This window comes from Bradyrhizobium sp. C9, from assembly GCF_002532045.1.
In the GTDB taxonomy this organism is placed as follows: domain Bacteria; phylum Pseudomonadota; class Alphaproteobacteria; order Rhizobiales; family Xanthobacteraceae; genus Bradyrhizobium.
The window spans coordinates 1-13,445 of record NZ_NWTG01000032.1; the positions used below are offsets into that span (position 1 = coordinate 1).

The 13,445-nt window shown below is 64.7% G+C and carries 10 protein-coding genes; 1 reads left to right on the forward strand and 9 read right to left on the reverse strand.

Annotated features, from left to right (window positions below; translation table 11 throughout):
• Positions 1–77 precede the first annotated feature (77 nt).
• From CO675_RS35410 to CO675_RS35425, 4 genes are all read right to left on the reverse strand, one after another.
• A complete protein-coding gene (locus tag CO675_RS35410; protein WP_097676520.1) occupies positions 78–2,057 on the reverse strand; it encodes an acetyl/propionyl/methylcrotonyl-CoA carboxylase subunit alpha in 1,980 nt (659 codons plus the stop codon).
• Complete coding sequence (locus tag CO675_RS35415; protein WP_097676521.1) at positions 2,054–3,670, reverse strand: acyl-CoA carboxylase subunit beta; 1,617 nt, start codon at positions 3,668–3,670, stop codon at positions 2,054–2,056. Before CO675_RS35415 ends, CO675_RS35410 begins: the two co-directional genes overlap by 4 nt.
• Complete coding sequence (locus CO675_RS35420) at positions 3,670–5,268, reverse strand: AMP-binding protein (protein WP_097676522.1); 1,599 nt, start codon at positions 5,266–5,268, stop codon at positions 3,670–3,672. Before CO675_RS35420 ends, CO675_RS35415 begins: the two co-directional genes overlap by 1 nt.
• Positions 5,269–5,375: 107 nt before the next feature.
• Positions 5,376–6,242 (reverse strand): beta-keto acid cleavage family enzyme, encoded by an 867-nt coding sequence (locus CO675_RS35425; RefSeq protein ID WP_097676523.1) that lies wholly within the window; start codon positions 6,240–6,242, stop codon positions 5,376–5,378.
• 212 nt (positions 6,243–6,454) lie between these two features.
• Here CO675_RS35425 and CO675_RS35430 point away from each other — a divergent pair, with 212 nt between their 5' ends.
• Complete coding sequence (locus CO675_RS35430; protein ID WP_097676524.1) at positions 6,455–7,678, forward strand: ABC transporter substrate-binding protein; 1,224 nt, start codon at positions 6,455–6,457, stop codon at positions 7,676–7,678.
• Positions 7,679–7,817: 139 nt separating this feature from the next.
• On the opposite strand, the gene CO675_RS35435 is transcribed toward CO675_RS35430, so the two are convergent.
• From CO675_RS35435 to CO675_RS35455, 5 genes are all read right to left on the reverse strand, one after another.
• Positions 7,818–8,648 carry a helix-turn-helix domain-containing protein gene (locus CO675_RS35435; RefSeq protein WP_097676525.1) on the reverse strand — a complete coding sequence of 277 codons (831 nt, stop codon included), beginning with the start codon at positions 8,646–8,648 and terminating at the stop codon, positions 7,818–7,820.
• A gap of 116 nt (positions 8,649–8,764) precedes the next feature.
• Entirely contained in the window at positions 8,765–9,421 is a 657-nt protein-coding gene (locus CO675_RS35440; protein ID WP_097676526.1) for a glutathione S-transferase family protein, read from the reverse strand.
• Positions 9,422–9,519: 98 nt separating this feature from the next.
• Positions 9,520–10,731, reverse strand: a complete 1,212-nt coding sequence (locus tag CO675_RS35445; protein ID WP_097676577.1) for an acyl-CoA dehydrogenase family protein — start codon at positions 10,729–10,731, stop codon at positions 9,520–9,522.
• A 61-nt stretch (positions 10,732–10,792) separates the two neighbouring features.
• Positions 10,793–11,950 (reverse strand): acyl-CoA dehydrogenase family protein, encoded by a 1,158-nt coding sequence (locus tag CO675_RS35450; protein ID WP_097676527.1) that lies wholly within the window; start codon positions 11,948–11,950, stop codon positions 10,793–10,795.
• Positions 11,951–12,099: 149 nt separating this feature from the next.
• Positions 12,100–13,236 (reverse strand): acyl-CoA dehydrogenase family protein, encoded by a 1,137-nt coding sequence (locus CO675_RS35455; RefSeq protein ID WP_097676528.1) that lies wholly within the window; start codon positions 13,234–13,236, stop codon positions 12,100–12,102.
• Positions 13,237–13,445: the final 209 nt, after the last annotated feature.

A 13,445-nucleotide genomic window follows, 5' to 3' on the forward strand; every position in this document is an offset into this window, starting at 1 on the left:
TGTGCCACGGGGGCCGTCCACATATGGGTCCCGGCCTTCGCCGGGACGACAGTGGAGTATGCCGCCGGTACCTTCCTTCAAGCCGCGCCCTCGATCTCCACCACGATCTTCCCCGTGGTCACCTGCTCGCCCTCGGCGACGTCGATCGACGACACCGTGCCCGCGACACCCGCCGTATGCACGTGCTCCATCTTCATCGCCTCCAGCGTCATCACCGGCTGGCCCGCCGCGACCTTGTCGCCGGCCTTCACCAGCACCGCGACGACCCGGCCGTTCATGGCGGCACGAACCTTGCCGTCACCGCCGGCGGCCGTAGCACTCTCCGGCGGCGCGAGCGTGAGGTCGCGCGCCGCCAGCGAGACGCCGCGATGCAGGATGTAAAGCCGATCGCCATCGCGCAGGAACTTTGCCTGCTCCATCAGGCCGTCATGATGGAAGCGGATGCTGTCCTGACCGAGCTCATCGATCGCGAAGCTGAAGCGATCGCCGTTCCGGGTCGCGAGATAGCTGCCGTCGCGCTCGCGGACAATTTCGATCTCCTGCACGCCGTGGCCGAGATCGATCCGCAAGCCGAGCGGGAATGTTGCCGATAGCGACCGGCCACGCTGCCAAGGCGGCGCGTGCGGATTGGTGACGTAGAGCAGCAACGCCGCCAGCGCGAGGTCGCTGCTACGATCCGGCCGCGGCGCAAGCAGCACATCGCGGTTGTTGCCGATGAAGGCTGTGGTCGCCTCGCCCTTGGCGAAGACCGGATGACGCAGGCAGTCGATCAGGAAGCCCTGATTGGTGGTCACGCCGAAGGCGGTGACCTGCTCGAGCGCGCAAATCAGTCTGCCGCGCGCCTCGTCGCGGGTCGCGCCATGGCTGATGACCTTGGCGATCATCGAATCATAGAACGGCGGAATCTCCGAGCCGGACTGCAATGCGTGCTCGACACGGATACCATCAGGCATCTGCCACCGTGCCATCGTGCCGGATTGCGGCATGAAGTCATGCCCGGCATCCTCCGAGCAGAGCCGCACCTCGATGGCATGACCGGAGAAGGTGATATCCTCCTGCCTCAAGCCGAGCGGTTCACCCCGGGCGACGCGAAGCTGCAGCTCGACCAGATCGAGCCCGGTGATCGCCTCGGTGACGGGATGCTCGACCTGCAGCCGTGTGTTCATCTCCATGAAGTAGAAATTGCCGGCGCGATCGAGCAGGAATTCCAGCGTGCCGGCGCCTTCATAGCCGATCGCCTTGACCGCCTGGACTGCAACCGCGCCCATCCGCGCGCGCAGCTCCGGCGTCACCGCCGGCGACGGCGCCTCCTCGATCAGCTTCTGGTGCCGCCGCTGCACCGAGCAATCGCGCTCGCCGAGATGGACGGCGTTGCCATAGCGGTCGCCGAACACCTGGATCTCGATGTGGCGGGGATCGACGATGGCGCGCTCGAGGATGACGGTAGGATCGCCGAACGCACCCTGCGCCTCCGACCGTGCGCTGCGCAGCGCATCCGGAAATGCGGTAGCATCCGCCACCAGCCGCATGCCGCGGCCGCCGCCACCGGCGACGGCCTTGATCATGACCGGAAAACCGATCTTCTTCGCTTCGGCCAGCATGACGGTGTCGCTCTGGTCGGCGCCTTGATAGCCGGGCACACAGGGCACGCCGGCCTTCTGCATGATCTCCTTGGCGCCGGCCTTATTACCCATCGCAAGGATTGCCTCCGGCGACGGGCCGATGAACACGAGCCCGGCGTCGCGGCACGCCTTCGCAAAGTCCTCGTTCTCCGCGAGGAAGCCGTAGCCCGGATGCACGGCGCCGGCGCCGCTCACCTTGGCGGCTGCAATAATCGCGTCGATCCTCAGATAGGATTGCGCCGGCAACGCCTCGCCGATCCGCACCGCCTGGTCGGCCTCGCGCACATGCAGCGCGTCGCGGTCGGCATCCGAATAGACCGCGACGACACCATAGCCGAGCCGCCGCGCCGTATGCATGATGCGTAGCGCGATCTCGCCGCGGTTGGCGATCAGGATCTTGAAGAACGGTGTCCGCTTCACGATGCTACCGCTCATGGCCGCGCCACCGAGAACTGCATGCGCTGCGGGCTGCGCGCCTCGGCCTCGCGGCAGATCGCCAGCACCTCTGACAGCACCGTCCGGGTATCGCGCGGATCGATCACGCCGTCGTCGAGCACCCGGGCGCTGGTCGAGAACACGTCCATCTGGCCATCGAACACACCGGTGATCTGCGCCTTCATCGCGTCCAGCTTCTCCTTCTCGATCGGCTTGCCGCGCCGCGCGGCGGCAGCTTCGGTGACGATCGCCATGGTCTCGGCGGCCTGCTCGCCGCCCATCACCGCGGTCTTGGCATTGGGCCATGAGAAGCAGAACCGCGGATGGAAGCCCCGGCCGCACATGCCGTAATTGCCGGCACCGAACGAGGCTCCGCAATACAGCGTGATCTGCGGCACTGTCGCCGAGGTCACCGCCTGGATCATCTTGGAGCCATGCTTGATCATGCCGGCCTCTTCATAGGCCCGGCCCACCATATAGCCGGTGGTGTTGTTCATGTAGAGGATCGGCGTCCGCGACTGGCAGCAGGCCTGGATGAAGTGCGTCGCCTTGTTGGCGCCGGGCACATCGAGCGGCCCGTTGTTGGTGATGATGCCGATCGCCTGCCCTTCGATACGTGCGTGGCCGCAGACCGTCGCCGGACCGTAATTGGCGCCGAACTCGGTGAAGTCGGAATCGTCGATGAAGCGCGCGATCGCCTGGCGCATGTCGACGGGCCGCTTGTGGTCCATCGGCATGATGCCGAGCAGCTCCTCCGCGTCATAACGCGGCGGCTTGAATGAGGCAGCTTCGGATGCCGGCCGATCCCACGGCAACTTGCCCATGATCTCGCGCGCAATGCGTAGCGCGTCGCGGTCATCTTCGGCGAGATAATCGCCGAGCCCGGAGATCTGCGTGTGCATCTCGGCGCCGCCGAGCTCTTCCTCGGTCGCGATCTCGCCGGTGGCAGCCTTGAGCAGAGGCGGCCCGGCGAGGAACGCGCGGGTCCGGCCGCGCACCATCACGATGTAGTCGGAAAGGCCGGTCTGGTAGGCACCGCCCGCGGTCGAGGAGCCGTGGGTGACGGTGACGACCGGCAGCCCGGCCGCCGACAGCCGCGCCAGATTGCGGAAGATGTTGCCGCCGCGGACGAAATCCTCGACCCGGTAGCGCAGCAGATTGGCGCCGGCGCTTTCGACCAGCTGCACATAGGGCAGCTTGTTCTCCAGCGCGAGCTCCTGCACCCGCAGCGTCTTGTCGAGGCCGTAAGGCTGCAGCGCGCCGGCGTCGATGCCGGCATCATTGGCGCTGACCATGCAGCGGATGCCGGAAACGAAGCCGATGCCGGCGACCAGGCCGCCGCCGGGCACGCTCTTGTCAGCGTCAGGCACATCGAACATGTAGCCGGCGAGGGTCGAGAGTTCGAGGAACGGCGAGCCGGGATCCAGCACCAGCGCCACGCGCTCGCGCGGCAGCAGTTGGCCGCGCTTGTGGAAGCGGTCCTTTGCCGCGGCGGATGCCGCGCGCGTCCGCTCCTCCAGTCCCCGCATCCGGGCGATCAGCGCCAGCATGCCGTCACGATTGCCCTGGAACGCTGCGCTGCCGGTGGAAATCGTGTTCTCGATGATGGCCACTAGGCGCGCTCCACAAAATGCTCACTGTATTGCTGCCGCAGCTCGACCTTGCGCAGCTTGCCGGTCGCGGTCATCGGCATCTCCTCGAGGATACGCACCAATTTCGGCACCTGAAAGCCGCCGAGATGTTTTCGGCAATGCGCCTCGATGCCGGCCTCGTCAGCCACCACACCGGGCTTCAGCTTGACGAAGGCGGAAACCGCCTCGCCCCATTGCGGGTGCGGCAGGCCGACCACGGCGGCATTCTGCACCGCGGGGTGCGCCAGCAGCGTCTCCTCGATCTTGACGGAAGCAACATTCTCGCCGCCCGACTTGATCATGTCCTTCTTGCGATCGAGGAACAGCACCTCGCCGTTGGCGTCGATCAAGGCCAGATCGCCGGTATGGTGCCAGCCGAACTTGCGCGCCTCCTCGGTCGACTTGGGGTCCTTGTAGTAGCCCATCATCACATTGGGTCCGCGATGCACCAGCTCACCGATCTCGCCGCGCGGCAGCAGATTGCCGTTGTCGTCCATGATCGCAGTCTCGTTGACGATCAGCGACTCGCCCCAATAGTTGCCGAAGCGCTCGAGCTGCACCTCCGGCCGAGACATCGTCGTCGCCGGGTACATTTCGGTCTGACCGCTGGTCAGCACGAAGTTCGGACACATGTCCGCCATCGCGCGTTCGAGCAGCGGCTTGCCCATCGGCGCCATGGTGTAGATGCAGCAGCGCAGGCCCGTGAGGTCATATTCGCGGCGGCGCGGATGGTCGAGGATCGCCTGGTACATCAGCGACAGGCCGACGAACACGGTGAGCTTGTCGCGGACGATCGCCTCCATGCAGACCACCGGATCGAAGCCGCGCATCAGCGCCATGCGGCCGCCGACCGAGAGATAGCTGAGCAGCAGCACGTGGCCGGCACAGTGAAACAGCGGAAATTGCCCGGTGATGCCGTCGTCGCGCGAGAGCTGCATCTCGATGCAGTTGCTCATAACAGCCATGACCACGGCAAGGTGGCAATGCATCGCCCCCTTCGGCCGCGACGTGGTGCCCGACGTATAGATGATCATCGCGAGATCGCGGTCGTTGATCTCGATGTCAGGCTCGATGTCGGATTGCCCCTCCAGCAGGCGGTTGAACTCCTGCAATCCGGTCTTGCCGGCATTGCCGGTCAGATCGATCGCGATCATCTCCATGCCGCGGGCTTCGAACGCGGCGCGCCGGTCGGCCTGGGCATGAAGATTGTCGTCGATGATGGCGAAGCGCACTTCGGCATGGCCGAGGATGTAGTCCATGTCCGACGGCCCGAGCATGGTGTTGATCGGCACCCAGACGAGGCCGGCGCGGTGGATGCCGAACAGCGCTTTGACGAACTCGACGGAGTTGTTGCAAATGGTCGAGATCTTCTCACCCGGCTTCAGCCCGCGCTGCACCAGATGATTGGCGAAGCGATTGGCGTCACGCTCGAGCTCGGTGAAGGTGACTTGCCTGCCGCCATCGGTCAGCGCGACGCGATCCGGAAACCGCCGCGCGGCGCGCTTCAGGAGATCGCCGATCGCGACCCGTCCGATGCGGCCCGGCCCGGCGACGCCGCCAGTTGCTGCGAGACTGTCCATGTACTTCCTCCTGCCTCGTCATTGCGAGGAGCGAAGCGACGAAGCAATCCACTCTCTCTTCGAGTGGTAAGATGGATTGCTTCGCTCGCGATGACGGCTGGTGCAGCCTAGTGCCTGACCCCAAAGATCTGCCGTGCTTCCGCAGGACTCGCGATGTCGCGGCCAGCGCGCCGCGCACAGGCGGCGAGCCCTTCGACCAGCTGCCCGTTCGACGTCACCTTGGTGCCGTCGCTGAGATAGAACGTATCCTCCAGCCCGCTGCGGAGATGACCGCCGAGATCGGCGGCGCGCTGGTGCAGCGGCCAGATCTCGGCGCGGCCGATCGCGGTGACCTGCCAATGCGCGTCCGGCGCCTTCAGCTTCAGGAGGATCGGCAACAACTCCGGATCGGCCGGCATGCCCGAGGCAACGCCCATGACGAAATTGTATTCGAGCGGGCCGGAATACATGCCGGTCTGCCGATACATGCCGACGCAGCGCACGATGCCGACGTCGAAGCACTCGAATTCGGGAATGGTGCCGGCGGCCTTCATCACGTCGAGATAGTCCTGCACCTTCTCGACCGCGTTATCGAACATCATCGGCGGCCAGGCCCAGGTGTTGTCGGCCTTGACCTTCAGATAGTTCAGCGAGCCGGCGTTGCAGGCGGCGATCTCGGGCCTGGTCTCGCGTACGCAGTCGAGCGCGCCCTGGTAGTTCGGGCCCGAGGTGCCGGTGGTGTGGTTGATGATCACGCCGGGGCAGGCCTCACGAATCGCCTGCTGGATCTCCTTGCTGACGCCGACCTCCCACGACGGCAGATGGCCCTTGTTCGGCGCCTGCTGACGCAGATGGATGTGCATGATGCTGGCGCCGGCGTTGAATGCAGCCTTGGCCTCGCGCGCCATCTCTTCCGGGGTCACCGGAACATTGTGCTGCTTCGGGTCGGTAAGCACGCCGTTCAGCGCGCAGGTGATGACGGCCTTGTCGCTCATGGTCTCTTGTCCGCTTTGCAGTGCACCTGCACTGCTGATTTTCCCATGATGGGAAATTTGCCTTCGCGCCATCTTGCGTTGACTGGCTAAGTCAATGCTCCCGCGCCGCAATTCGCCGCCAGCCGGTTAACACAAGACGAGAAGCCCACATGCACATAGGCTCTGCGTCAAGCAGAAGCGGCACAACAAGCCGGCATCACGGGGAGAACGTCATGGTCTCGATCAACCGGCGCACATGGCTCACCGGCGCGGCAGGCGCTGGGCTGGCCGCAGCCGCGGGTATCCGCCCTTCATTCGCCGAAGACACGCCCGGCGTCACCGCGACCGAGATCAGGATCGGCAGCACCACCTCGCTGAGCGGCCCGGTGTCGGCGCTCGGCGTGCAGGCGCGCTGCCAGGAAGCCTATTTCAAGATGCTCAACGAGCAGGGTGGCATCGCCGGCCGGCAGATCAAGTACATCTATTACGACGACGCGTTCAATCCGGCGAAGACGGTCGAGCAGGTGCGCCGCTTGATCGAGAGCGACAACGTCGCCTTCCTGTTCAACATGCTCGGCACCGCGCCGAACTCGTCGGTCGTCAAATACATCAACGCCGCCAAGGTGCCGCATCTGTTCTTGTCGGTGAACGGCGACAAATGGGGCGACTACAAAACCTATCCCTGGACCATGGGCTTCGCGCCGAGCGCGCGGACCGAGGCGCAGGTGTTCGTCAAATATGCGCTGAGCCAGAACAAGAACGCGAAGTTCGCGGTGCTCTACCAGAACGACGATCTCGGCAAAGACTTCGTCGCCGGCACCAAGGATGTGCTCGGCGAGCGGTTCGCGACCTCGGCCGTGGTGGCCTCACACGAGGTCACCGATCCCACGATCGATTCCCAAATCGTCGCTTTGCGCGGCGCCAATCCCGACGTGCTGATCTCGGGCACGACGGCAAAATTCTGCGCGCAGTCGATCCGCAAGATCTTCGAACTCGGCTGGAAGCCGATGCATTTCATCGCGAGCGGCGCGGCCTCGATCTCCTCGACCATTGCGCCGGTCGGCCTCGACAAGTCGCAGGGCACGATCTCGTCGGCCTATGTGAAGGACGTCGCAGATCCGGCTTGGGCCAACGACCCCGGCGTGAAGGATTTCCTTGCCTTCATGGCGAAGTACTTTCCCGACGGCAATCCGAAGGAGGGTTACAGCCTCTATGCCTACACGGTGGCGCAGGTGCTCAGAATCGTGCTCGAGCAGTGCAGGGGCAATTTCACCCGCGACAACATCATGGCGCAGGCGAACAGTTTGAAAGATGTCGAGGTCCCGACACTGTTGCCCGGCATCAAGGTCAACACCAGCCCGACCAATCATCACCCGCTGCAACAGCTGCAGTTGCAGCGGATCGAAGGGCCTGGCTGGCTGCGGTTCGGCGAGGTGATCCAGGGCGCGAATTTGTAGCGGAGGGGAATCCCAAGCGTCGTCCCGGCAAAGGCCGGGACCCATAACCACATCTGCTCATTATTTTGGAAGGCGTCTGCCATCTCGCATCACGGATAGATCACGCGGTATGGGTCCCGGCCTTCGCCGGGACGACAGTCTAGGTCACCGCGCGCTCGCTCGCCGATTGCCCGGTCCGGTAGATCGCAAGATCACGCGAGCCGGAGAAGATCGCGCGCGGCTTCAGGCCGTAGAAGCGGCGGATCGAGTGGCTGAAATGGGTCGAGTCGGGATAGCCGATATCCTGCGCGAGATGCGCGAGATTGATGTCCTGGTTGGCGAAGTGCAGCAGGTGCCGCGCGCGCTTCCAGGCGCGGAAGGAACGGAACGAGATCCCGGTCTCCTCCTTGAACAGGTGCAGGAAACGCGACGGCGACAGACCGGCCTCGGCGGCGCAGCCCGCCGCGGTCACCGGCTCGCCGGAGAACTGTCCGATGCGGCCGATCGCGCGCACCACGCGCGGATCGAGCACGCGCTGCGGCAGCGCGTCGCCGAAGCACATAGCATCGAACTCGGCATTGGCGATCGCGTCGCGATGCTGCATCTCGGCAAGCGTCGCGTAGGCATTGCGAATCCGGTTCGCGAATAAATGAGAGTCGGGCCCTTGCAGGCGGCGCGCGACTGCCTCCAGCGTGCCGTCAGGCACGCTCTCCGGCTCGATCGCAACGCAGATCGCGGATCGGTATTCGCTGGTGATGGTGTGGCGCAGGTTCGGCATCGTCACGGCGAGCTCGCCATGAGATTCGCGGCCCTCGCTGGTCGACAGATGCAAGCCGTCGCGGATCGCAACATAGACATGAAATGCGCCGGGACAGCGCTCGCGCGGGCGACCGAGCAGCCCGGCGTAGAACACCCGTTCCGGCGTGATCAGCATCCGGTGGCCGGACGGCTGGCCTGAGTTCTGGCACTTCGCGTCCACGATCGCGTCCATGGCGGTTCCTCCTCGCGCGGCTCTTTGGGCCGCTGCGGCGGAGCTACCATAGCGCAAATTCGAGGCCTGTCACCGACGCGCTAGATCAATTCGAGGACACATCGACGTTGCCAAGATCAAGGCCGCGCTCGCGGCGCAACGTTCTGTTCCAGCCCGGCTTTTTGCTCTGCTGCCACCGCGCGCTTATAGCCCTCGCGCTGCTGCAACCGCGCCCAATAGGCCGCGACATTCGGCCCGAAATCCTTGGCGAGGCCGATATTGCCGGCGAGGCGGAGGGCATAGCCGTTGGTGATGTCGGCGGCCGTGAAGCGTTCCGCGCAGAGGAATTCCGACTTGGCGGCGGCGGCTTCCACCGCACGCAGACGGCCCAGGAACCATTTTGCATAATCGCCCGAGACCTGCGGGTTGCGTCGCTCCTCCGGCTCCAGCTGGCTGTAGCGAAGCACCAGCGTCTGCGGAAAGGTCAGCGTCGCGTCGGAGAAATACATCCAATTCAGGAACGCGCCATAGGCCGGCTCGTCGACACCGACGATCAGCGGCGTCGGGCCGTACTTGGTGCCGAGGTAATGGCAGATACCGGAGGATTCCGTCATCTTGGTCTCGCCGTCGACCATGAACGGGATGGTGCCGAGCGGATTGATGCCGAGATATTCCTTGGCGAACACGCGCGGCGGGAACGGCAGCATCTTTAGCTCATAGGGCAGCCCGAGCTCCTCCAGCATCCACAACGGACGGAACGAGCGCGCGGCATCGCAGTGATAGAGCGTGATCATCAGGCGTTTCCCATGTTCTTGATCGCCGCCACCATGGAGCGCCGGCGCGGTGACTGCAACAATGTCGTACGCGGTGCATTCATCGCGCAGGTTTCCGGTTAGGCATTGCCGTATTTGCGCAGCTCGAGCCGCGCGATCTGGTTGCGATGGACCTCATCCGGACCGTCAGCGAGACGCAGCAGCCGGGCCGTCGCATAGGCCGCCGCGAGCCCGAAATCATTGCTGGTGCCGCCGCCGCCATGGGCCTGGATCGCCCAGTCGATGACCTGGCAGGCCATGTTGGGGACCGCGACCTTGATCATGGCGATCTCGGCCTTGGCGACCCTGTTGCCCACGGTGTCCATCATGTAGGCCGCGTTGAGCGTCAGGAGGCGCGCCTGCTCGATCATAATGCGCGATTCCGCGATCCGCTCTTGCGTAACCGTCTGCTCCGCAACCGGCTTGCCGAACGCAACCCGGCTCCTGGTCCTGACGCACATCTTCTCCAGCGTGCGTTCGGCGAGCCCGATCAGCCGCATGCAGTGATGGATGCGGCCCGGGCCGAGCCGGCCCTGCGCGATCTCGAAGCCGCGGCCCTCGCCGAGCAGCATGTTGCTCGCAGGCACCCGCACATTGCTGAACACGACCTCCGAGGCGCGATCTGGCACGCCGTAGAAGCCGAACACCGGCAGCGGCCGCAGCACCTCGATCCCCGGCGCATCCATCGGCACCAGGATCATTGACTGCTGGCGGTGCCGGTCCGGATTATCGGGATCGGTCTTGCCCATGAAGATGCAGATCTTGCAGCGCGGGTCGGTGGCGTTGGTGGTGTACCATTTGCGGCCGTTGATGACGTAGTCATCGCCGTCGCGCACGATCGAGCTCTCGATATTGGTGGCATCGCTGGAGGCGACGGCCGGCTCGGTCATCGCGAAGCAGGACCGGATCTCGCCCGCGAGCAGCGGCTTCAGCCACCGCTCCTGATGCTCCCTTGTGCCGTAGCGCGCCAGCACCTCCATGTTGCCGGTGTCGGGCGCCGAGCAATTGAACAGCTCGGGTGCAAGATGCGACCGGCCCATGATCTCGCACAGCGGCGCGTATTCGAGATTGGATAGGCCAGCGCCATGCTCGCTCTCGGGCAGGAACAGATTCCACAGCCCCTCGTCCCTTGCGATGGGCTTCAGCTCCTCAACGACCGGATAGATTTTCCACGGCCCGAGCTCTTCCGCCTCGCGATAGAACCGCGCCTCGTTCGGATAGACGTGGCGATCCATGAATGACTGAAGCCGATGCTTCAGCTCGGCGACTCTCGGGGTCTCCTGAAAGAGCATATCGACCTCCATCTCTGCGCTCGTACCGGCGGCGCATGCAATCCGCCGGGACGGCCTCGCACTATTTCTTCATTCCGGGCAGCGTGCCCATCATCTTGCACAAGACCATCAGCATCACCTCGTCGGCGCCGCCGCCGATCGAGGTCAGGCGGCTGTCGCGATAGGCGCGGCTGACCGGCGTCTCGTTGGTGAAACCCATGCCGCCCCAATATTGCAGGCAGGCATCGGTGAGCTCGCGGCCGAGCCGGCCGGCCTTCAATTTCGCCATGGTCGCCAGCCGCGTCACGTCCTCGCCCGCCACCAGCGCTTCACCGGCGCGATAGATCAGCGACCGCAGCAGCTCGACCTCGGTCTGCATCTCCGCAAGCTTGAAGTGCACCACCTGGTTGTCGAGGATCGAGCCGCCGAACGCCTTGCGATTGCGGGTGTAGTCGATGGTCTCGTTGATGATGAATTCATGCGCCTTCAGGCAGGCGGCCGCACCCCACAACCGCTCTTCCTGGAACTGGATCATCTGGTAGGTGAAGCCCTGCCCTTCCTCGCCGATCCGGTTGCGCTTCGGCACCCGGACATTGTCGAAGAAGATCTGCGCGGTGTCGGAGGAGCGCATGCCGAGCTTGTCGAGCTTGCGCGCGACCTGCACGCCCTTGGTCTTCATGGGCACGCAGATCAGCGACTTGTTGCGATGGACCTGGCCGTCGCTAGTGTTGGCAAGCAGGCAGATCCAGTCGGCCTGGGTGCCGTTGGTGATCCACATCTTGCCACCATTGATGACGTAGTCGTCGCCGTCGGAGCGCGCATTGGTCTTGATCGAGGCAACGTCGGAGCCGGCGCCGGGCTCGGAGACGCCGATGCAAGCGACCTGATCGCCGGCGATCGCCGGCACCAGGAATTCGCGCCGCACCTCGTCGGAACCGAACCGCGCCAGCGCCGGCGTCGCCATGTCGGTCTGCACCCCGATTGCCATCGGCACGCCGCCGCAGGTGATGGCCCCTAGCTCCTCGGCCATCATCAGCGCATAGGAATAATCCAGCCCCTGGCCGCCGAATTCGACCGGCTTGTTGAGGCCGAGGAAGCCGAGATTGCCGAGCTTCTTGAACAGCTCATGCGCCGGGAAGATATCGGCCTTCTCCCATTCGTCGACATGGGGATTGATCTCGGCCGCGATGAACTTTTGTAGAGCGCGGCGCGGTTCGTCGTGGTCGGCGGTAAAGAGCATGTTGCCTAGTCCTCGTCATTCCGGAGCAATGCGCAGCATCGGGCCCGGAATCCATTTCACATCAAATTTGCCGCTCGACGGGCCCGGGCTCGCGCTGCGCGCGCCCTCAGGTGCGCGATTGCGCACCGGGGAATGACGGAGCAAATTCATCACAATCCCATCTGCCTTGACGCGAGATCCTTCATGATCTCCTCGGTGCCGCCGCCGATGGCGTTGACCTTGACCTCGCGGTAGATGCGCTCGACCTTGATGCCGCGCATGAAGCCGGCACCACCGAAGATCTGCACTGCCTCGGAGGCGCAATGCGCCATGGTTTGGGTGGCCTGATTCTTCATCATGCAGATCTCGGCGACCGGGCTCTCGCCCTGGCCGAGCCGCCACGCCAGCATCTCCAGCATCGCCTGCGAGACCGCAACCTTCTGCGCCATGTCGACGATCTTGTGCCGGATGACCTGGTGCTGGGCGATCGGCTTGCCGAACGTCTTGCGCTCCTTGGCATAGGCGATCGCTTCATCGAGGCAGACCCGCGCATAGGCCGTGCAGCTTGCCGCCATGCCCATGCGCTCGCTGTTGAAGTTGTACATGATCTGCTTGAAGCCCTGGCCTTCCTCGCCGATCAGGTTCTCGACCGGCACGCGGCATTCGTCGAAATGAAGCGTCGCGGTGTCCGACGCCCACCAGCCCATCTTCTTCAGCTTGGTGCGGGATAGGCCCGGCGTATTGCCCTCGATCAAGAGCAGGCTGACGCCGCCCGGCCCCTCGCCGCCGGTGCGCACCGCAACCGTCAGATAGTCGGCGCGCATGCCTGAAGTGATGAAGGTCTTCTCGCCGGAGACGACGTAATGGTTGCCGTCACGCCGCGCCTTGGTGCGCAAATTCGCGACATCGGAGCCGCCGCTCGGCTCGGTGATCGCGAGCGCGGAGATCTTCTTGCCCGCGAGCACCTCCGGCAGCACCCGTGCCTTGACCTCGGGGCGCGCGGCGCGGGCGATCGGCGGCGAGCCGATGGTGTGGCTCATCAGGCTCGCGGAGACGCCGCCGGCGCCGGCGCGCGCCAGCTCCTGCGAGGCCACGATCTTCATGAACTGGTCGGCGGCGACCCCGCCATACTCTTCCGGGAAGCCGAGGCCGAGCAGCCCGATTTCGGACGCCTTGGCATAGAGCTCGCGCGGAAACTCGCCCTCCTCGTCCCATTGATGGGCATAAGGCTCGATTTCCCTGGCCACAAAGCGCCGCATCACCTCGCGAAAGGCCTCATGCTCGCCGGTGTAGAACGGGTTTGCCATCCGCGTGCTCCGTTGATTCCCGGATCGGACGATGTCCGGATTTTTCTCAGGCCACTTGCGTCGAGTAGCTGTCGGCCGGATCGGGTTTCCATCCGGCCTCCCGCCAGCCACTAAACGCAAGACAGTATCCTAATACGCCCCCTCCACTGCCAATTCATGGCATCAATCGAGCCAGGGACAGGCGGCGCAAGACTGCCGTTCCAGAGGAG